This is a genomic window from Enterobacter soli, assembly GCF_964208575.1.
In the GTDB taxonomy this organism is placed as follows: domain Bacteria; phylum Pseudomonadota; class Gammaproteobacteria; order Enterobacterales; family Enterobacteriaceae; genus Enterobacter; species Enterobacter soli_A.
On sequence record NZ_CAXOFU010000019.1, the window covers coordinates 18,999 to 40,025 of the forward strand.

Sequence of the window (21,027 nt, forward strand, 5' to 3'; positions counted from 1 at the left end):
CCTGTGGTTTTTCACTTCAAGGACACCCTATGAAAACCTCACTCTTCAAAAGCCTTTACTTCCAGGTCCTGACAGCCATCGCAATCGGTATTTTGCTTGGTCACTACTACCCGGAAATAGGCGCGCAAATGAAACCGCTTGGCGATGCCTTCGTTAAGCTCATCAAAATGATTATCGCGCCAATCATCTTCTGTACCGTTGTCACCGGTATCGCGGGCATGGAAAGCATGAAGGCGGTCGGACGCACCGGGGCAGTCGCGCTGCTCTATTTCGAAGTGGTCAGTACTATTGCGCTGATCATCGGCCTGATCATTGTGAACGTCGTGCAGCCCGGTGCGGGCATGAACGTTGACCCGGCTACGCTTGATGCGAAGGCGGTGGCGGTCTATGCCGAGCAGGCAAAAGACCAGGGCGTGGTCGCCTTCCTGCTGGACGTCATCCCCGGCAGCGTGATTGGCGCGTTCGCCAGCGGCAACATCCTGCAGGTGCTGCTGTTTGCCGTGCTGTTTGGCTTTGCCCTGCACCGTCTGGGCAGCAAAGGCCAGCTTATCTTCAACGTGATTGAGAGCTTCTCGCAGGTCATCTTCGGCATCATCAATATGATCATGCGTCTGGCCCCGATTGGCGCGTTCGGCGCAATGGCCTTTACCATCGGCAAGTACGGCGTGGGTACGCTGGTGCAGCTTGGGCAGCTGATTATCTGCTTCTATATCACCTGTATTCTGTTCGTGGTGGTGGTGCTGGGGTCGATTGCGCGCGCGGCGGGTTTCAGCATCTTCAAGTTTATTCGCTATATCCGCGAAGAGCTGCTGATCGTTCTGGGGACGTCGTCTTCTGAATCCGCGCTGCCGCGTATGCTCGATAAAATGGAAAAACTGGGCTGCCGCAAGTCGGTGGTGGGGCTGGTGATCCCGACGGGCTACTCGTTTAACCTCGACGGCACCTCGATATACCTGACGATGGCGGCGGTGTTTATCGCCCAGGCGACCAACAGCCATATGGATATCTTCCATCAGATCACCCTGCTGGTGGTGTTGTTGCTTTCCTCGAAAGGGGCGGCAGGCGTAACGGGCAGCGGATTTATCGTGCTGGCGGCCACCATTTCGGCGGTAGGTCACCTGCCGGTTGCCGGGCTGGCGCTGATCCTCGGTATCGATCGCTTTATGTCTGAAGCGCGCGCCTTAACCAACCTGGTGGGCAACGGCGTGGCGACCGTTGTGGTCGCGAAATGGGTGAAAGAGCTGGATCATAAAAAGCTCGACGACACCTTAAATAACCGCAATTCAGATACTAAGACCCACGGACTTTCCTCTTAATATTGTCACAAATGCCCGCATTCCCTTGTCGGAGTGCGGGCTCCTGCGCATAATAACTGTTCGTACCTGTCATAATTCGACAAGATTTTTTTTGGGTATATTTCATTTCCGTCCGTGACGTTTTGCAGAACACGCGGTCTAATCGGAGTGTTTTCATCGTCATCTTTTGGAGTGCTCCGCGTCGGGAGACACTCGTTTAACCAGGAATGTTGATCAGGGGTTCACATGCAGGGCACAAAAATTCGACTCTTAACCGGCGGTTTGCTGATGATGGCAGCAGCCAGTTATGTGCAGGCAGATGCGCTCCAGCCAGACCCGGCATGGCAACAAGGGACTCTGGCAAATGGTTTTCAGTGGCAGGTTTTAGCCACCCCGCAGCGTCCAAGCGACCGTATCGAAATCCGTCTGTCTGTGAATACAGGCTCCCTCGCTGAAAGCACCCAGCAGACCGGTTTAAGCCATTTTATTCCTCGACTGGCGCTCACCCAGAGCGGCAGTTTGCAAGCCGTGCAGGTGCGTTCTCTCTGGCAGCAGGCCATTGATCCGAAACGCCCGCTGCCGCCAGCGGTAGTCTCTTACGACTACACCATGTTTAACCTGAGCCTGCCGAACAACCGTAACGATCTCCTTAAAGAAGCGCTGACCTATCTGTCAGACGCCACGGGCAAACTCTCCATCACTCCGGAAACGGTGAACTATGCGCTGAGCAACAGCGACATGGTGGCGACCTGGCCTGTTGATACCAAAGAAGGCTGGTGGCGTTATCGCCTGAAAGGCTCCACGCTGCTAGGCCACGACCCCGCCGAGCCGCTGAAGCAGCCCGTCGATGCCGAGCAGGTGAAATCCTTCTACCAGAAATGGTACACCCCGGACGCCATGACCCTGATTGTGGTTGGCAACGTGGACAGCCGGGCGATTGTCGAGCAGATCAACAAAGCCTTTGGCGACCTGAAAGGCAAACGTGAAACGCCTGCGCCTGTACCTACGCTTTCTCCGCTGCGCGCCGAGCCGGTCAGCATTATGACCGATACAGTGCGTCAGGATCGGCTCTCCATGATGTGGGACACCCCGTGGCAGCCTATCCGCGAGTCCGCTGCGCTGCTGCGCTACTGGCGTGCCGATCTTGCCCGCGAAGCGCTGTTCTGGCACGTGCAGCAGTCCCTGAGCAAAAACAACACCAAGGATATTGGCCTCGGCTTTGACTGCCGGGTGCTGTTCCAGCGCGCGCAGTGCGCCATCAACGTTGAATCCCCGGGCGATAAGCTGAATGCGAACCTGGGTCTGGTGGCAAAAGAGCTGGCTAAGGTGCGTAAAGAGGGCCTCGGTGAAGAGGAGTTCAACGCGCTGGTAGGGCAGAAAAAACTCGAGCTGCAAAAGCTGTTCGCGACCTACGCCCGTGCCGATACCGATATCCTGATTAGCCAGCGCATTCGTTCGCTGCAAAACCAGGTGGTGGATATCGCGCCGGAGCAGTACCAGAAGCTGCGTCAGGACTTCCTGAACGGCCTGACGGTGGAGATGCTGAATCAGGATCTGCGCCAGCAGCTGTCGCAGGATATGGCGCTGGTGCTGCTACAGCCGAAGGGCGAGCCGGAATATGACATGAAAGAGCTTCAGGCAACCTGGAGCGGGATTATGGCACCGGCATCGCAGGCTGCTCAGCCTGTCGCGGCAGATGATTTACATACGGATGCGACGGATATTCCGCAGGGGCAGTAGCCCCACATATCACCCTCGCGTATGGGCTAATGGATGACCCCCTCTCCTCTTAGGGGAGAGGGCTGGGGTGAGGGGAACATACGGCTTCAGAGGTTGTTCCGTTCACTTCACGTTCTCTGCTTCTCTGTGACCACAATACTTGTGAACGTGTCAGGGCGGCTCAATCGCCGCCGCCCTGACCACCCGGGCTCCCGGCAAGAAAATCGTCGCTTCGCGGATTGTTCGTCCCATCCATGGGACTCACCCCTTCGGGGCCAGCGCAAGCGCTGTCCAAAATTGCTCCCGGCAATTTTGTCCTCAGCGTTTGCTCCAGGCTTATCGGGGGCGGGCGGATGAAACGTCCCTGTAAACCCGCCCTCGCCGCGCATCCATGCGCGTCGCCCCGGCCTTCCGTAAACGCTTCGGCGATTTTCAGCCGGACAGGATGTCGCTGTAATTTCTTTATTTCTCTGACAAAACGCTGTCGCTTCAAAAGATTAAATTACTGAGCATCCCTCTCCCCAGAGGGGAGAGGGAAGTGCTTAAACCGGCATTGCCTCACGCGGAATAATCGCCCCGCGATACTGAATCACCGTACTTGCCGTAAGGTGCCCACGCTGTGCCGCCGCTTCCGGCGTACCGCCGGTCAGGCGAACCGCCAGATAACCCGCGCTAAACGAATCACCCGCCGCCGTGGTATCAATCACCTTCTCTTTAGCTAATTTCACCGCCGGAACTTCAACCAGCGCTTCGCCTGCGATGGCCACCAGGCAAGAGTCCGCGCCGCGCTTAATCACTACTTCGCTCACGCCTGCGGCCTGAGTGCGGGCAATCACCTCATCAACCGGTTTTTCACCCCACAGGGCGTCTTCGTCGTCGAGGGTTAAGAAAGCGATATCGGTGCATTGCAGCATCTGCTGGTAAACCTGCTGCGTCTCTTCACGGCTGGCCCACAGGCGCGGACGATAGTTGTTATCGAAAATCACTTTGCCGCCGTTGGCGCGGCATTCGCGCAGCAGGGACAGCAGCTTCTCGCGGCTGGACGGGCTGAGGATCGCCAGGCTAATGCCGCTCAGATAGAGATAATCAAAGGTCGCCAGCTCTTCGCAGATGGCGGCAGCGGCGTCGCTTTCCAGCCAGAATTTCGCGGCGGCTTCGTTGCGCCAGTAGTAGAAGGTGCGTTCGCCGGTGCTGTCGGTTTCGATGTAGTACAGGCCCGGCAGGCGGTTTTCCATTCGCTGGATCAGGGACGTTTCTACATGTTCACTTTGCCAGGATTCCAGCATTTGCTGGCTAAAACTGTCCGTACCCAGTGCGGTAACGTAGTTCACGGCGAGCGCGTCGGGAGAAACCTGACGGGCAATGTAAACCGAAGTGTTCAACGTGTCGCCACCAAAGCCGCGGCTGACTTCCGCGCCTTTTTGTGACAGCTCAATCATGCATTCGCCAATCACGGCAATTTTTTTAGACATAGTCGTGAACCTGAACAGATAAATTAGCGGTAGTGTGCGCTGTGTGGATTATGTGGTCAACTATATTAAAACGACGTTCCATTATTTTATTTGAGCCAGAGCGTGTTCCTGGCAATTTCTGTCATCTTAATTTCATTTTCCCCGCGAACTGGACATAAAGTTCTCAATTGTCGAGCCGATAACCCATTGACGAGTCCAGAAAGGCTTTCCCATACAACAGGACATCTGAAATGAAGTCAGAGCAGGTTATCCAGCGGCTAAGCACCACGCCTGAGGCAAGTATTGAGAGCTTGCAGGAGCATCGCTACTGGCTGCAATGTGAGCGCGCTTATACCTATCAACCGATCTACCGCACCGACGGCCGGCTGATGGCGATTGAGATCTTAACGGTGGTTACGCACCCGTCGAATCCTTCCCAGCGGATCGCGCCGGATCGCTATTTTGCGGAAGTCTCCGTTCGCCAGCGCATCGACGTGCTGGAAGAGCAGCTGACGATGCTGTCGACAAAGCAGGATTTCTTCGCGCAGCACAACATTCTGGCCTCGGTGAACGTGGACGGCCCGACCCTGATGGCGCTGCGCCAGAACGCGCCGCTGCAGGCGCTGATCGCCACGCTGCCCTGGATGCGCTTCGAGCTGGTGGAGCATGTCCGCCTGCCGCAGGATTCGTCTTTCGCCTCGATGTGCGAGTTTGGCCCGCTGTGGCTGGACGACTTCGGCACGGGCATGGCGAACTTCTCCGCCCTGAGCGAAGTGCGCTATGACTACATCAAAGTGGCGCGCGACCTGTTTATTATGCTGCGCCAGACCCCGGAAGGGCGAAACCTGTTCACCCTGCTGCTGCAGCTGATGAACCGCTATTGCCAGGGCGTCATTGTCGAAGGCGTTGAAACGCTGGAAGAGTGGCGCGACGTGCAAAACTCCCCGGCAGCGGCGGCGCAAGGCTATTTCCTCTCTCGTCCGGTGCCGATGGATACCCTGGAAAACGTTATTATCTCATTGTAATAAAAGCTGTTTCCCATAATGGTGCGTAGCCCATACGCACTATTACCGGACACAGCCGCCCCCGCTTGCCCGAGCCATGAACTATATTCATGAAAGGAAAGGCCATTGGAAAGGGGAAAACAATGTCGAAAACGACCAGGATCGTCACCTGGGTACTTGGGATTTTCTTGTTGCTGATTGTGGTGGCAATCATCATTATCGCTACGTTCGACTGGAATCGTCTAAAACCGACCATCAATCAGAAAGTCTCAACCGAACTGAATCGACCCTTCGCCATACGCGGCGATCTGGGCGTCGTCTGGGAACGTCAGAAAGAGGAAACCGGCTGGCGAAGCTGGGTGCCCTGGCCGCACGTTCATGCAGACGATATTGTTCTCGGCAATCCGCCGGATATCCCTGAAGTCACGATGGTGCATCTGCCGCGCGTTGAAGCCACGCTGGCGCCGCTCGCGCTGCTCACCAAGACTGTCTATCTGCCGTGGATCAAACTCCAGCAGCCCGATGCGCGCCTGATTCGGCTGTCGGAAAAGAACAACAACTGGACGTTTAACCTCGCCAGCAGCGGGGATAAAGATCCCAACGCACAGCCGTCGTCCTGGTCATTCCGTCTGGATAACATTCTGTTCGATCGCGGGCGGATCGCCATCGACGACAAGGTGAGCAAGGCGGACGTGGAGATCCTGGTCGATCCGCTGGGCAAGCCGCTGCCGTTTAGCGAAGTCACCGGCAGCAAGGAAAAAGGCGACGGCGCCAAAGCGGGCGATTACGTCTTCGGCCTGACGGCAAAAGGGCGCTACAACGGGCAGCCGCTGACCGGTAAGGGCAAAATCGGCGGGATGCTGGCCCTGCGCAGCGAAGGCACGCCGTTCCCGGTGCAGGCGGATTTCCGCTCCGGAAACACCCGCGTGGCGTTTGTGGGCACGGTCAACGACCCGATGAATATGGGCGGCGTCGACTTGCGCCTGAAGTTCGCCGGGGATTCCCTGGGCGCGCTGTACGAGCTGACGGGCGTGCTGCTGCCGGATACGCCGCCGTTTGAAACCGACGGTCACCTGGTGGCGAAAATCGATACCGAAAAAGCCTCGGTCTTTGATTACCGCGATTTTAATGGCCGGATTGGCGACAGCGATATTCACGGCAGCCTGACCTACACCACCGGCAAGCCGCGTCCGAAGCTGGAAGGGGACGTGGAATCCCGCCAGCTGCGTCTGGCCGACCTGGGGCCGCTGATCGGCGTAGACTCCGGGAAAGGCACCAAATCCAAAGAGGTGAAAAAAGACACTCAGCCTGCGGGTAAAGTCCTGCCTTACGACCGCTTCGAAACCGACAAGTGGGACGTGATGGATGCCGACGTGCGCTTTAAGGGGCGCAAAATCGAGCACGGCAGCACGCTGCCGATTAGCGACCTCTCAACCCATATCATCCTCAAAAATGCCGACCTGCGCCTGAAGCCGCTGAAGTTTGGCCTGGCTGGCGGGACAATCTCGTCGAATATTCACCTTGAAGGCGACAAAAAGCCGATGCAGGGAAGCGCGGATATTCAGGCGCGCAGGCTGAAGCTGAAAGAGCTGATGCCGAACGTCGAGCTGATGCAGAAAACCCTCGGTGAGATGAACGGCGATGCGGACATTCGCGGGGTGGGTAACTCCGTGGCAGCACTGCTCGGCAGCAGCAACGGCAACCTGAAGCTGCTGATGAACGACGGGCTGATCAGCCGCAACCTGATGGAGATCCTCGGCCTTAACGTCGGTAACTTCATCATCGGGCAGATCTTCGGTGACGACGAGGTGCGGGTGAACTGCGCGGCGGCGAATCTGGATCTGGTTAACGGCGTGGCGCGTCCGCAGATCTTTGCCTTCGACACCGAGAACGCGGTGATCAACGTGACCGGGACGGCGAGCATGGCCTCGGAGCAGCTGGATTTGACCATCGATCCTGAGAGCAAGGGGATACGCATCATTACCCTGCGCTCGCCGCTGTACGTGCGCGGGACGTTCAAAAATCCGCAGGCGGGCGTGAAGGCCGGGCCGCTGATTGCCCGCGGTGCCGTTGCGGCCGCGCTGGCGACGCTGGTCACCCCGGCAGCGGCGCTGCTGGCGTTGATCTCTCCGTCAGAAGGGGATGCGAATCAGTGCCGGAATATTTTGTCGCAGATGAAGAAGTAAGGTGCGGTCGCTTATACCCTTGCCCGTGGGCTGAGAGATCCCCGGAAAATAATGTTCGCACATAATAATCCCCTCTCCCTTTGGGAGAGGGTCAGGGTGAGGGGGGACATACGGCTCTGGCGGTCATTCCGTTCACCTCACGTTATCTGCTTCTCTGTAACCACACTACCTGTGAACGTGTCAGGGCGGCTCAGTCGCCACCGCCCTGACAACCCGGGCTCCCGGCAAGAAAATCGTCGCTTCGCGATGACCCTCAGCGCTTGCTCCAGGCTAATCGGGGACGGGCGGATGTAACGTCCCTGTAAAGCCGCCCTCGCCGCGCATCCATGCGCGTCGACCCGGCCTTCCGTAAACGCTTCGGCGATTTTCAGCCGGACCAGGGGGGCGCTGTAACGTATTTATTTTTATGAAAAAAACTGTCGCTTCGAGAGCTCAATATTACCGGGGATCCCTCTCCCTGTGGGAGAGGGTCAGGGTGAGGGCATCAGGCCGCAGTGAATTACAAATTCTGGTGCTTCGTTTCGTGGGTCAGCAGCAGCGCGATCAGCGTCAGCGCCGCCATGGCCGCCAGGTACACGCCTACGTAGAACAGACCGTAGTTCGCCTGGAGCCAGGTGGCGATGTACGGCGCCACGGACGCGCCCAGAATCGACGACACGTTATAGGAGAACGACGCCCCGGTATAACGCACTTCGGTCGGGAACAGCTCAGGCAGCAGCGCACCCATCGGGCCGAAGGTCAACCCCATCAGGCTCAGGCCAATCAGCAGATACGCCATCACCAGCGCCGGGCTGCCCGAGCCTAACAGCGGCGGGAAGACGAAAAGCGCGAACAGAATAATCAGCGACGTAATCACGATCATGCTGGAGCGACGGCCAAACTTATCGGCCAGCAGGCCGGCAATCGGCACCATTACGCCAAAACCAATGACCGCCATCATCAGCATCCACAGCACTTCGTTACGCGGCAGACCCAGGCCAACCGGCGCGGCGGCGGTACTGAAGGTCATCGAGTAAACGGTCATGATGTAGAACAGCGTATAGGTTGCCAGCATGATGAACGTGCCCAGCACGGTCACGCGGACGTGTTTGGTCAGCAGCGTACCCAGCGGGATTTTGACCTGTTTTTTCGCGGCGGCGACTTTGGCAAACACCGGGGTTTCGTGCAGCGACACGCGCACGTACAGACCAATCAGCACCAGCACCGCAGAGAAGACAAACGGAATACGCCAGCCCCAGCTCATGAACTGCTCGTCGGTTAACAGCCAGGAGAGCAGCAGGAAGGTGCCGTTCGCGAAGAAGAAGCCGATAGGCGCGCCGAGCTGCGGGAAGGAGCCGTAAAGCGCACGTTTGCGCGCGGGGGCGTTCTCGGTCGCCAGCAGCGCCGCGCCGCCCCATTCACCGCCCAGACCCAGACCCTGACCAAAGCGAGCCAGCGCCAGCAGTATCGGGGCCAGAATGCCGATGGTTTCGTAGGTCGGCAGCAGGCCGATCGCCACGGTAGAAATCCCCATCGTCAGCAGCGACGCGACCAGCGTCACTTTACGCCCTACGCGGTCGCCGAAGTGACCGAATACCGCAGAGCCGATTGGACGGGCGACGAAGGCGATAGCAAAGGTGGCCAGAGACTGTAGCGTGGCCGCCGTCGGGTCACCCTGCGGGAAGAAGATGTGCGGGAAAACAATCACCGCGGCCGTGGCGTAAATATAAAAGTCGAAGAACTCAATGGCGGTGCCGATCAGCGATGCGACGACAACTTTATTGCGTGAGTTAACCGGAACGCTTTCCGGCTCTGTGTCGAGTGTTGTGGCGGTTGCTTGCATAAAATATTCTTATATTTTGACGAACGAACGGCCATATTACGCACAGCAAAAGCGACATTTCAATCTGTAACAAAGGGGCCGACTGTCGAGAAAAGCAGCAAAAAGCGGATAATTTTCAGGCCAGCCAAATACCTTCTATGAAATGCTTCACACTTTTTAAATATCAGCGAATAACACTAGTTTTCGGTTAAATAAAAGTTACGGGCTGGATTTATATTCTGAAATTATAGATCGGGCTGAATTTTTGCATTCTTATTCAGCCCGATGAATAAATCAGGAGTGGGATTTGCCCGGCATTCGCGGGTCGTCTTTGTATTCAGCGGTGGCTATCCAGGCGGCGCAGAACAGCGTCAGGCGGGCGAAGAAGTAGAAGAACGCCATCAGCCCCAGCACCGAGCCAAACGCCGCCCCGGACGGGGATTTCACCAGCGATGGCAGGGTATAGGTCATCACGATTTTGATGATCTCAAAGCCAACCGCCGCAATCAGCGTGCCGCGGATCAGCGCCTTTTTACGCGGGCGATGGCGCGGTAATCGCCAGAAGATCCAGAAGAACAGCAGGTAGTTGGCAAAAATAGAAATCGCCAGGCCGATCAGGCGCCACGCGGGTTTCAGCCATTCGATGTAGTCCAGGTACAGCGCCGAGATAATCATCTGCTGCGCGGAACCTGCGATCGAGGTGATAGAGAGCGTCACGATCAGGGCCACGAGCAGGCCAATCAGCGAGATAAAATCGCGGAAATATTTAACCCAGATTTTCTCCTGGTCCTGCGGCGTGCGTTCCCACACGTCACGCGACTGGGCGCGTATTGCCTCGCGCAGGTTGCCCATCCAGTTTATGCCGGAATAGAGCGCAACCAGCAGGCCGACTATCCCCACGGTGGTACGCTGCTGAACGGCGGTGTTGATGGTGCTTTTGAGCGTCGTCGCCAGCGTCGGATCGCTGACGTTGTTGAGGATTTTAGTAAAGATGTCCTGCAACAGCGTGGGATGTGAGGCCAAAACAAAACCCGCCGCGGCAAACGAAACCATCAGGATCGGGATCATCGACAGGAAGGAAAAGTAGGTGATAGCGGCACCAAACTGATTTCCCAGACGGTCGTTAAAGCGCTCGGCGGCGCGGATCAGGTGCGCAATCATCGGGCGCCGCTGGATTTTATTCGCCGTGCTGGTGACGGTTTCCAGCGCTTTGTTGGCTTTGCCCGGCGCTTTTTCCGCTTCAGGCTCGGTGTCCATCTTTCTGATGGGATCGTACTCTAAATGTTGGGTGGGGCGTTGCGAGTTATTTTCCGGCGTCACGCGCATTTTCCTTTTCGTTGAGCTGGATGTTACTGAAGTATAGCCTGCGGCTAGTCCACGTAAGCTTTTGTCAGATTTGTTAACCACTCCATGAAGAGATGCACCCGGCGGGAGAGGTTACGGCGATGGGGATAAATCAGCGAAACGGGCATTGGCTCCGCGCGGTACTGCGGCAGGATCTCCAGCAGCTTTTTCGCCCGCAGCGAGTCACGCACGCCCACGCGCGGCACCTGGATAATGCCCAGCCCGGCAATGCACGCCGCGTGATAGGTTTCGGTGCTGTTGACGGTGAGAACGCCGCCGGTCTTGATCCACTGGGTTGTGCTGCCGTTGTAATACTCGAACCCCTGCGGGCGCGAGCCCAGGCTTGCGGCGTAGTGAATTACCGCGTGTGAGCCTAAATCTTCCAGGCTGTCAGGGTAGCCGAAACGCTCCAGATAATCCGGGCTGGCGCAGTTGATCACCGACAGCTTGCCGAGCGGGCGGGCGATCAGCCCGGAATCCTTCAGCGTGCCGACGCGCACTACGCAGTCGAAGCCTTCGCGAATCACGTCGACCAGCCGGTCGCTGCTGCTCAGCTCCAGTTCAATGCCGGGATACTGCTGCAAAAATGCCGGGAGCTGAGGGATGACTAAATTTCGCGCGACGCCGACGGGCATATCCACCCGCAGTTTTCCGCTGATGCTGGAGGGGTCGAGCTGGAACATGCCGTCCAGTTCGTCGAGGTTAGTGAGCAGATCTTTGGCGCGTTCGTAATAGACCATGCCGTCCTGCGTGAGGCTGACGCGGCGGGTGGTGCGGTGCAATAGCTGCGTGCCGAGCATATTTTCCAGCGCCTGAATCTGCCGCGAAACGCTCCCCTTCGGCAGCCCCAGGGTGTCCGCGGCGCGGGAAAAACTTTCCAGCTCCGCGACGCGGAGGAAAAGCTGCATTGCGTGAATTTTATCCATAGATAAAGCTCATTGTTGTTCAAAGTGAAACAGTGAAGCGCTTTTCACTGTCTTTATTGTTTTTCTATCACCTAATAAGCTCTTTCTCAATCTCCATAACAGCCGAAACGAGGTTTCTTATGTCTGAACGTATTGCTTTAGTGACTGGCGGTAGCCGCGGCCTGGGTAAAAATGCGGTTTTGAAGCTGGCGGATGCCGGCACGGGAATCATTCTGACGTATAACAGCAGCGAGCAAGAAGCGCTGGAAGTGGTGCGGGAAATTGAAGCGAAAGGGATGAAAGCGGCAGCATTGCAGCTGAATGTCGGCAATATTGCCAGCTTCGAGGCGTTTGCTCAGCACGTGCAGGCGGTGCTTAAAAACATCTGGCAGCGTGATACCTTCGATTATTTATTGAACAATGCCGGAACGGGTTTATATGCGCCTTACGCCGAAACGACCGAAGCCCAGTTCGATGAAGCGCTGAACGTCCATTTCAAAGGCCCGTTCTTCCTGACGCAGCGCCTGCTGCCGCTGATTGCCGACGGCGGGCGGATCCTGAACGTCTCCAGCGGCCTGGCGCGCTTTGCACAGGCGGGCTCCAGCACCTACGCCTCCATGAAAGGGGCCATGGAAGTGCTGACGCGCTATCAGGCGAAAGAGCTTGGGGCGCGCGGGATTTCCGTCAACATCATCGCGCCGGGTGCGATTGAAACCGATTTTGGCGGCGGCCGCGTGCGCGACAACGCGGAACTTAACCGCATGCTGGCCTCCCAGACGGCGCTGGGCCGCGTGGGGCTGCCGGATGACATCGGCAACGCCATTGCCGCGTTGCTGAGCGATAACCTGGGCTGGATGAACGCGCAGCGCATTGAAGTTTCAGGCGGCATGTTCCTGTAATCCCCGTCAAAGCCCTCTGTTCCCCTCATCCTGACCCTCTCCCCGCAGGGAGAGGGGACGGTTTGTGAGGACAGGGGTTATCCGTTCCCCTGTTAAGGCTTTCCTTAAAATGGTTGTGTCAAAATCTGGCGAAATTTAATGAAGCCAGGCAATTTGTAACGCTTCCCGTCCTTGGGTTTTTTCTCTAATAGACCCTCTGTAGAATCCCCCACGCGAATTTTTGCGTCCTTATTATCCATCCATGGTGATATTTCGTGGCAGAGGGTTTTCAAAGAGGAAAAAAGTAATGCGAGTAATCATGTTTGACAGACAGTCGATATTTATTCATGGGGCGATAAATAGTCTGCAGGTTTTAATTCCGGGAATAAATATATCAGGGACGAGTCAGACTGATGAACTGTGGGCGCTGTTAGCTGAATCTCCGGCCTCCATTGTCATGATCGACGGCGGCGTTATTCAGAATGACGGTATGGCGCTGCTGGAAGAGATGTTAATGCGTTTCCCGGCGCTGCGCCTGGTGGTCGTTCTGAATAAAAAAGAGCCGCGCTGGGTTGAGCAACTCATGCAGTGCAACGTGATGGCGATTATCCCCCGCAACGCGCGGCCAGAGCGCTTCTCGGCGGTACTGGAATCCGTCGCCAGGGGGATGGTTTGTTTTCCCCGTGAATGGGTCGCACACGCAAGCCCCTCCCCCCAGGAGCTCTCTTCCCTGAGCGAGCGCCAGCTTGATGTGCTGAAGCTGCTGGCCGCTGGAGAGTCGAACAAAGGCATCAGCCGGGCGTTGAATATCAGCACCGGAACGGTGAAAGCGCACCTCGAAGCGCTTTTTCGTCGGCTTGATGTGAAAAACCGTACCCAGGCAGCGATGCTCTATACCCGGGCGGCATAATCGGCAATTCCAGCGTTGAAAAGCGCGCATTCGGCCTGGCGCTGCGCCGCCAGGCTTTCTATTTTTTTGCCGTTGAGCGTCAGCGCATTGCGCCACAGCGACGTCGCCTCCGCGTAGCGTCCCTGCGCCACTTCCTGAAGGATGCCGGTTTTCAGGCATCCTGAAGCGCCGCAGCTGAATATTAACGAGACGAGCGCATCGTGTTTTTCCTGCGGGAGCGCGGTGGGGATTATTTTTCGTAAAAACGCTTCACATTGAAAAATATCGTCATGCAATAACCGTTCGGCCTGCGCGCTAGTTATTATTCTGGGTGATATATCTGGCTGACTTATAATATGGCCGAATCCAATAACCCATAAACCGCTTTCATCGCGATATTTCTCAAGAGAAAGTCCCTGGAAATATTTAATCAACGCAATACCCGTCGGCGATATCTTTAGCAAAGGGCCTGTCATAGTCGTTTCCTCTTTGAGGCGCTACTGTAGAGGAAACGAGGGGGCAGACATATCCGCCAAATGGCCCCTTATGCGCCTTTTCGGGTCTGAAACTCGTGTTTCAATAAGCCAAACAGCCAGTCGTTTTGCCAGCGTCCCGCCAGGAAGTAACTTTCCCGCAGCTCCCCCTCCAGGGTGAACCCGGCTTTTTCCAGCAGCGCCCGCGAAGCGACATTCCCCGCGGTGACGGTGGCGGTCATCCGGCGAATTCCGCCGTCGCCAAACGCGTACGCCAAAAGCGCCTGCAGCGACTCAAAGCCATAGCCTTTGCCCTGGGCTGAGGGCGCAAACAGAAACCCCACTTCGGCACAGTCCTCTTCCCGGTGAATATACCCGGTGACCCCCAGCGGCGTCCGGCTGGCGCTGTCCCGCACGACCAGGCACAGCCAGTGTGGGCTGCCCGGCAGCCACGGCGCCAGACGGGAATCAAAGGCCTCGCGGATCGCCTCAGCCGGGCGGTTCTGCGCAACGAAGCGCATAACGTCAGGATCTTGCTGTAATGCAAGGAAAAAGCGCCAGTCAGACTCGTGCAAAGGCGAGCATGTCAGACGCGCGGTAGTGAAGGCTGGCATTAAGATTCTCCTGAGGCTTTTAAAATGATTGTAGAGCTGTCACTTTATTTCAGCGGAAACTCGGTTATGTTTATAACCGCGTATAAATAAAAAGAAAATTGGCCCCTGCACGGTCAGCCTTAACGTTTTCGTTGTCTTTGTCCTTAAAGGAAAACAATGACTCTCAGCACATCACATCATATCCGTGAGCAGTTCGAACACTGTCTGGCGGTGATCCGTCAGGCCTCTGTTGAAATTTTACTGCTCCTGAATGTACATGTTTCCGAAGGAAAAGACCCTCGCTGGTTCCTGGAACAGCTGGACAGCGCCCGCTTAGGCCTGGGCGGGTGGGCGGCCATCGGCAAGCAGCTCAATCTGAACGATGCTGAAATGTCGGATTTCACCTTGCAGTTGCGCCTGCTCCAGCAGCGGGTTCCGCAGTACGAAAGCGGGCAGGATGTGAGTGAAAACCAGCTGATTGCCGCCATGCGCTTCGTCACCACCCTGGAGCACGTTCGCTTGCAGCAGCCGCTGTTAACCTACAGCACCGAGCTTTCGCCCGGCAACGAGCTCCAGCAGCAGCAGGCGCATAAGCAGGTGCGCGCCATTGAGCTGATGCTTAAAGGGCTGATCCAGCAGGCCTGGCCCGATCCGGTTCGCCTGAATAATCACCTGAAAACGCTGTTTAACCCCGATCGCGTCCGGCGCTGGCTAAAGCTTGGGGAAATCAACGACGTGCTGAGCGGCATGATGTTCAGCGAGCTGGCGCAGATGGTGGTGGATAAAAAAGAGTTCAGCCGCTATTACGCGTCGCTGTTCAGCGATCCGATGATGCTGACGCTGATGGTTGAGCCGCGTAAAACCCTGCAAACCTTCCTCGATGATATCCGCCAGATCCGCAACAGTATCACCGTGCAGCAGCGTTTAAGCTCGGCGCAGATCCTGCTGCTGGATAACTACTATTCGCAAATCACCCGCCCCGTTCAGCGGGCCTTTGAAGAGGGGCGAACGCGCGTTAACCCGACGGGGCTGATGTCGGTGGATGCCGGCGAGCTGCACGCCTTCTGGGAAAAGGCGCAGCAAATGGACCGGGTGACCGGGGGCGATCTGTTCGAGGTGCGCGACACCATCGAGAAGCCAACCCAGCGCGCGCCGCGCACGCCCGAGCAGCGCGAGCAGCTGATTTCCGGCGTGCTGTGGGGGGCGGTGGGCGTGATGGTGATTGCGATCGTGGCGGGCGGATTCTGGCTCGTCACCAGCGGTAAGCCGCAGCCCGCGCAGGTTAAAGCCGCAGAGCCGGTGGAGGTTCAGGAAATGCGGGAAACCCCCTCATCGCGTGAAACCTTAACCCGCATGGGCGTGACCTGGGATGAAAACAACTTCCGTTCGGCCATCAACCGCAACGACACGCGGGTGGCGCTGCTGTTCCTGCAGGGCGGGATGGACTGGAAGCTTTCGTGGATGGAAGAGGCGATGTCGGCGGGCTATGACGACGTGCTGGAGCTGATGCTGCGCTATCAGCCTCAGATGGTGGAGCAAAAGCCGTGCCGTCGGTTCATCAATACCCTCAGCCACGCGATGTCGAACGGAGAATCGCTCACGTCGCTGCGTAAGCAGTATTTGCAGGCGTTCTGTACCGTTCCGGCGGTGGTGAAACGACAGCAGCACGATGCGGATATGGCGAAGCGCCGCGCGCTGGCGCAGCCGGATGCCGACACCAAAAAATGGCAGGCGATCCAGAGCGCGATTTACGAGGTCATTAAGTAGCTTTTTTCTCTCCGGGAGCCTGGGCGGGGGAAGCCCCCCTGACCCGCTCCCCAACGACAGAGCCTTACGGCTCCCCGTACAGCCCAATCAGGCGCCGTACTACGCCGTTCGTCCAGCCGAACCCGTCCTGTAGCGGGTATTCCCCGCCGCCGCCTTCGCGCGGGGTGCTGCTGGCGATGTGGTACTTCTCGATAAGCTTGTGGTGCGTCTTGTAAAAATGGTTCACCGTTTGCAGCCAGCTCCAGGCGATTTCATCCCCCAGCGAGTCATTGCCGTACTGTTTGAACCCCTGGATCGCCATCCACTGCAGCGGCGCCCAGCCGTTTGGCCTGTCCCACTGCTCGCCGGTCTCGTATTCGGTAGCAAGAATACCGCCCGGCGTAAGCAGGCGGGCTTTTACCGCATCGGACAGGCGTTCAGCCTGCTCGTGGGTCGCCATGCCGACGTACAGCGGCACGATGCTGGCGGCGGAAAACAGCGCCATCTCCTCGCGTCGCCAGTCGTAGTCGCGGTAGCAGCCGCTCTCGTCATCCCACAGGTAGCGGTTCACCGCCGCGCGGCGATCGCTGGCCTTCTGACGGAACAGCTCGGCCGTCTCTTTATCCCCCTTCGACGCCGAAATGTTGGCGATGGCGCTCTCCAGCTTGAACAGGAACGCGTTCAGATCGATGGGGATAAACTGCGTCGTGCGGATGCTGGCAAGCCGCGACGGGTCGCGCAGCCAGCGGGACGAGTAATCCCAGCCGGAGGCCGCTCCGGCGCGCAGGTCGCGGTACACTTCGTTCGGCGGACGCCCCGAGTGGCGGGCCGTTTCAACGTCCTCAATCCAGGATTCGTCGCGCGGCGTGTCGCGGTCGTCCCAGTAGCGGTTAAGCAGGGAGCCGTCCGGCATTCGCACCGCGCTGCGGTAGGCCTGATTCAGCAGCAGCGACTCCGCGCCGTCCATCCAGAAGGCGTACTCCATTTTCAGGTGATCCAGATAGCGCTTCGCGCCGCGCACGCCATCCTCCTCAAACAGCTCCACCATCAGGGCAAACACCGGCGGCTGGGAGCGGCTGAGATAGTAGGTGCGGTTGCCGTTCGGGATATGACCGTAGCGCTCAATCAGCCAGGCGAAGTTGTCCGCCATGCACTTCAGCAGGTCGTCACGACCGCTCTCCGCCAGCCCCAGCATTGAGAAATAGGAGTCCCAGTAGTAGGTTTCGCTGAAGCGCCCGCCGGGGACGATATACGCCTGCGGCAGCGCCAGCAGGGACGACCAGGGAATATGATCCTGCGGCTCGCGGGTCAGAACCGGCCACAGGTTATCGATGTGCTCTTTCAGGGACAGGCCGGGGTCAGAGACATACTCTTTGCTGTAGTCTTCCGGCATCCAGAAGTGGTTCTCCACAAAGCGCGCCAGGTCGAAGTCGCGGTGGCGACGCACTTTACGGTAGCGGATCAGGATATCGAGCGGATCCATCTTCGGCGCGCAGTCGGGGAAGGTTTTGCTATCCGCAAACAGCCGCGTCGACTGGACGTGCTCGAACAGCTCAAGGTAACGGTCGGCGGGCGTCAGGGCGTCTGATGCGGGCAGCCCTTCGATCATTTCGGGCTCCGGCTCCGCCTCAATCATTTCATCCAGTTTCAACTCGCAGGGATCGGTTTCGTAGCAAAGTTCTTCCTCAATCCCGAACTCGACAACGTCTGCAGGGTGTAGTTTCTGGTTGAACATAATGATAAGCGCCTCCGGTTGTTTGTTCACTTTTGACAGGTTTTTCCGGGTGTCTATTAAGCGTAGACATTCGCTTCGGTGTCTGGGGAGGGAAACGTGCGGTTGATCACGCTTTTAAAGACCTCGATTTTTCAGGGAATGCTTTTATTTTATTGATAATAAACGGGAAAGCGTTTTTTCGGGCGAATGCCAATCTTCACGATTTCAGAGTATTCGTTTTGCAACGATTTATGTATGTTAACAACGGCCTCCGGGAAAGAGGCCGTTTTGACGCTGGCGTCACTGGCCCTGTTTTAAGCGCCTGCTGATGGGCTCAAATTCCTCGGTGGAATGACGCTTGAGCGTATCGGGCGCGTTATCGTCGATGGCCTTCCAGTAGGACCAGGGCACCGGCTTTTTCCCCAGCTCGTAGTCCATCGCGTCCCAGGCGTCCTCACGAAACGAGTAAAACGCCCAGTGGGCGCTGTGCCTGTCGAGAACCGTCAGCACGTCGTTAAGCCACTGCTTACAGCCCGGCAGCGTGCGAACGCAGCCAAACTCGCCAGCGACAATCCGGTTCGCCGGAACGCCGTGCTGCTTTGCCCAGGCAAACGGGGCGTCCATCCAGTCAGCCACCGCTGCCGCATCCCATTTCACCTTTTTCCCGCCGAAGGTCACTGTCCCAGGGTACTCAAACGGCACCTTGCGACGGGCATTCGGCGCGCTGGTGAAGTCATAGGGTTCGTACATATGGAAGCTGTACAGCACGCGCGGGTCGTTCAGCGGGGAAGCCCAGCCGGAAAATCCGCGCGCAGAGCCGTACCAGCCGCCGTCGACCATGATCGGCGTTGTGGCATCCACCTCGCGGATGGCGGCGATGATCTGATTGTAGAGCGCGGGCAGGTTTCGCGCGGTATTCGCCTGCTGCTGATACCAGGCCTTAAGCGCCTGCGGTGAGGCCTGCTCGCTGATGTTGCCCCGCTTTTCAGGTGCCGGCTCATTAATCAGGTTCCAGGCCGCGATACCCGGCTCGTCTTTCAGCGCCAGCGCCAAATCACGCCAGAAATGGGCGGCCTCCTGCCAGTATTTTTTGTCCTGCCAGAGGCGGTCATCAAACTGGTTATTGTTGTTTTGCGACCAGCGCATTCCGGGCAGGGAGAGCGGGGCGATAACCACCTTCAGCCCGGCGGCGTGGGCTTTTCTGATGGTGGCTTTCAGCGTGGCGAGATCGGCCGCCTCCAGCCCGCGGTAGCCGTCGGCATTGCCGAGCAGAAAGTCCCGGTCGGCCGGCTTCCATTTATCGTAAGAGAGGCGAACCCAGGTCGCGCCGTAGCCGCGCAGGGCGTCGAAATAGTCCTGCTCGGGCGGCAGGCGGTTAAAGCTATTCCCTCCGTGACGGGGCGTGTCCCAGAAGGCGATGTCGCCGGAGGCAGAAGAGGTAAAAGAACATACAAGAAGGGCCAGTCCGATAATCGCTTTCATCTCAATCCCTGTTGGCGCGCTGAGCGTTTAATATTCAGGATTATGATGAATTGTTGTTTTTAAATTATCGAGCCATATAAAAAAACTGGCCTGTTTAGGCCAGTTTTTTGTGACGCTTTCCTGAAAAAAGCGATTAACGCATGGTGACAAACTCTTCCGCCGCGGTCGGGTGGATCGCCACGGTGTTGTCGAAGTCTTTCTTGGTTGCGCCCATTTTCAGCGCCACCGCAAAGCCCTGGAGGATCTCATCCATGCCAAAGCCGATGCCATGGATACCGACAATTTTCTCTTCCGGGCCAACGCACACCAGCTTCATGCGGCACGGCTGACGGTGTGAGGTGACGGCGGTGTACATCGCGGTAAACGCGGATTTGTACACTTTCACCTGGTCGTCGCCGTACTGCTCGCGCGCCTGCGGCTCGGTCAAACCGACGGTACCGATTGGCGGATGGCTAAAGACCACTGTCGGGATGTTGCTGTAGTCCAGATGCTCGTCCGGCTTGTTGTTAAACAGGCGTTCGGACAGACGACGACCCGCCGCAACCGCCACCGGCGTCAGCTCAACGGCACCGGTGTTATCGCCCACGGCGTAAATGCCCGGCACGCTGGTGTTCTGGAACTTATCAACAACGATGTAGCCTTTATCGTTGGTTTTCACGCCCGTGACGGCCAGGTTGAAGTTGTCGTTCGCCGGCTCGCGACCAATCGCCCAGATCAGGCAATCCACGGTCTGGCTACGGCCATCTTCCAGCTCCAGAGTCAGGCTGCCGTCGGCGTTTTTCACCACGGCTTTAGGCACCGCGTTGGTGTGCAGGGTTGGCCCCTCGGCGTTCATCACTTCCACCAGGGTGTCGACGATCAGCGGGTCGAAGCTGCGCAGCGGCGCGTGCTTGCGCACGAACAGGTGCGTTTCGGAACCCAGACCGTTAATCACGCCCGCCAGCTCCACGGCGATGTAGCCCGCGCCGACTACGGCAACGCGTTTTGGCAGGGCAGGCAGCTCGAAGAAGCCGTCGGAGTCGATCCCGTACTCCACGCCCGGGATATCCGGATGGGATGGACGGCCGCCGGTGGCGATCAGGATATGATCGGCGGTGATCGTTTCACCGTTCACTTCGATCGTTTTTGCATCCACGAAACGGGCGAAACCGCGGATCACATCGACGTTGTTCTTGCCCAGCACGTTGTCGTACGAGGTGTGAATACGGTCGATATAGGCGGTACGGCTGGCGATCAGCTTGTCCCAGTCAAAGTTATTGATAGTAGTGTCGAAGCCATAGTCCGGGCCATACATATGAATCGCTTCGCGGATCTGCGCGGCGTGCCACATCACTTTTTTCGGTACACAACCCACGTTCACGCAGGTGCCGCCCAGCGCTTTGGCTTCAATCAGCGCACACTTCTGGCCGTACATGGCTGCGCGGTTGATAGAGGCGATGCCGCCGCTGCCGCCACCGATTGCGATGTAGTCATAATGCTTAGTCATAGCTTTTATCCTTAATCGTGAATTGCCGCGATTGTATACCTGAAATCAATTGGTTCCATCA

General features: G+C 57.5%; 16 protein-coding genes. 7 read left to right on the forward strand and 9 right to left on the reverse strand.

What is annotated here, in order from left to right; translation table 11 throughout:
* The first annotated feature begins 29 nt into the window (after positions 1 to 29).
* Together dctA and AB6V08_RS17720 are read left to right on the forward strand one after the other, a co-directional pair.
* The gene (dctA, locus tag AB6V08_RS17715) at positions 30 to 1,316 is read left to right on the forward strand and encodes a C4-dicarboxylate transporter DctC (protein ID WP_368544122.1); all 1,287 of its coding nucleotides are present in this window, start codon (positions 30 to 32) and stop codon (positions 1,314 to 1,316) included.
* Between the two features lie 225 nt (positions 1,317 to 1,541).
* Complete coding sequence (locus AB6V08_RS17720) at positions 1,542 to 3,035, forward strand: M16 family metallopeptidase (protein WP_368544123.1); 1,494 nt, start codon at positions 1,542 to 1,544, stop codon at positions 3,033 to 3,035.
* A 521-nt stretch (positions 3,036 to 3,556) separates the two neighbouring features.
* Here the strand turns inward: AB6V08_RS17720 and AB6V08_RS17725 are convergent.
* Entirely contained in the window at positions 3,557 to 4,486 is a 930-nt protein-coding gene (locus tag AB6V08_RS17725) for a sugar kinase (RefSeq protein WP_368544124.1), read from the reverse strand.
* A gap of 230 nt (positions 4,487 to 4,716) precedes the next feature.
* Here AB6V08_RS17725 and pdeH point away from each other — a divergent pair, with 230 nt between their 5' ends.
* Positions 4,717 to 5,490 (forward strand): cyclic-guanylate-specific phosphodiesterase, encoded by a 774-nt coding sequence (gene pdeH, locus AB6V08_RS17730; RefSeq protein ID WP_368544125.1) that lies wholly within the window; start codon positions 4,717 to 4,719, stop codon positions 5,488 to 5,490.
* Between the two features lie 122 nt (positions 5,491 to 5,612).
* Positions 5,613 to 7,655, forward strand: a complete 2,043-nt coding sequence (locus AB6V08_RS17735; RefSeq protein ID WP_368544126.1) for an AsmA family protein — start codon at positions 5,613 to 5,615, stop codon at positions 7,653 to 7,655.
* A gap of 499 nt (positions 7,656 to 8,154) precedes the next feature.
* On the opposite strand, the gene AB6V08_RS17740 is transcribed toward AB6V08_RS17735, so the two are convergent.
* The 3 genes from AB6V08_RS17740 to AB6V08_RS17750 form a co-directional block, all read right to left on the reverse strand.
* A complete protein-coding gene (locus tag AB6V08_RS17740; protein WP_368544127.1) occupies positions 8,155 to 9,477 on the reverse strand; it encodes an MFS transporter in 1,323 nt (440 codons plus the stop codon).
* Positions 9,478 to 9,750: 273 nt separating this feature from the next.
* Positions 9,751 to 10,776: an inner membrane protein YhjD gene (gene yhjD / locus AB6V08_RS17745; RefSeq protein WP_368544128.1), complete on the reverse strand. Its 1,026-nt coding sequence runs from the start codon at positions 10,774 to 10,776 to the stop codon at positions 9,751 to 9,753.
* Positions 10,777 to 10,826: 50 nt separating this feature from the next.
* Positions 10,827 to 11,726: a LysR family transcriptional regulator gene (locus AB6V08_RS17750; protein ID WP_368544129.1), complete on the reverse strand. Its 900-nt coding sequence runs from the start codon at positions 11,724 to 11,726 to the stop codon at positions 10,827 to 10,829.
* Between the two features lie 119 nt (positions 11,727 to 11,845).
* Here AB6V08_RS17750 and AB6V08_RS17755 point away from each other — a divergent pair, with 119 nt between their 5' ends.
* Complete coding sequence (locus AB6V08_RS17755; protein ID WP_368544130.1) at positions 11,846 to 12,604, forward strand: SDR family NAD(P)-dependent oxidoreductase; 759 nt, start codon at positions 11,846 to 11,848, stop codon at positions 12,602 to 12,604.
* Positions 12,605 to 12,890: 286 nt separating this feature from the next.
* Complete coding sequence (locus tag AB6V08_RS17760; RefSeq protein WP_368544131.1) at positions 12,891 to 13,493, forward strand: response regulator transcription factor; 603 nt, start codon at positions 12,891 to 12,893, stop codon at positions 13,491 to 13,493.
* Here the strand turns inward: AB6V08_RS17760 and AB6V08_RS17765 are convergent.
* Together AB6V08_RS17765 and AB6V08_RS17770 are read right to left on the reverse strand one after the other, a co-directional pair.
* On the reverse strand, positions 13,475 to 13,948 hold the full coding sequence (locus AB6V08_RS17765; protein WP_368544132.1) for a lysozyme: 474 nt from the start codon (positions 13,946 to 13,948) through the stop codon (positions 13,475 to 13,477). The genes AB6V08_RS17760 and AB6V08_RS17765 overlap by 19 nt on opposite strands.
* A gap of 68 nt (positions 13,949 to 14,016) precedes the next feature.
* Positions 14,017 to 14,559 carry a GNAT family N-acetyltransferase gene (locus tag AB6V08_RS17770; protein WP_368544133.1) on the reverse strand — a complete coding sequence of 181 codons (543 nt, stop codon included), beginning with the start codon at positions 14,557 to 14,559 and terminating at the stop codon, positions 14,017 to 14,019.
* Positions 14,560 to 14,715: 156 nt separating this feature from the next.
* Here AB6V08_RS17770 and AB6V08_RS17775 point away from each other — a divergent pair, with 156 nt between their 5' ends.
* On the forward strand, positions 14,716 to 16,305 hold the full coding sequence (locus AB6V08_RS17775; RefSeq protein ID WP_368544134.1) for an STY4199 family HEPN domain-containing protein: 1,590 nt from the start codon (positions 14,716 to 14,718) through the stop codon (positions 16,303 to 16,305).
* A 64-nt stretch (positions 16,306 to 16,369) separates the two neighbouring features.
* Here AB6V08_RS17775 and AB6V08_RS17780 read toward each other — a convergent pair whose 3' ends face one another.
* The 3 genes from AB6V08_RS17780 to gorA form a co-directional block, all read right to left on the reverse strand.
* Positions 16,370 to 18,019 (reverse strand): alpha,alpha-trehalase, encoded by a 1,650-nt coding sequence (locus tag AB6V08_RS17780; protein WP_368544135.1) that lies wholly within the window; start codon positions 18,017 to 18,019, stop codon positions 16,370 to 16,372.
* A 279-nt stretch (positions 18,020 to 18,298) separates the two neighbouring features.
* On the reverse strand, positions 18,299 to 19,480 hold the full coding sequence (locus tag AB6V08_RS17785) for a glycoside hydrolase family 5 protein (RefSeq protein ID WP_368544136.1): 1,182 nt from the start codon (positions 19,478 to 19,480) through the stop codon (positions 18,299 to 18,301).
* Positions 19,481 to 19,613: 133 nt separating this feature from the next.
* Complete coding sequence (gene gorA, locus AB6V08_RS17790; protein WP_368544137.1) at positions 19,614 to 20,966, reverse strand: glutathione-disulfide reductase; 1,353 nt, start codon at positions 20,964 to 20,966, stop codon at positions 19,614 to 19,616.
* Positions 20,967 to 21,027 lie beyond the last annotated feature (61 nt).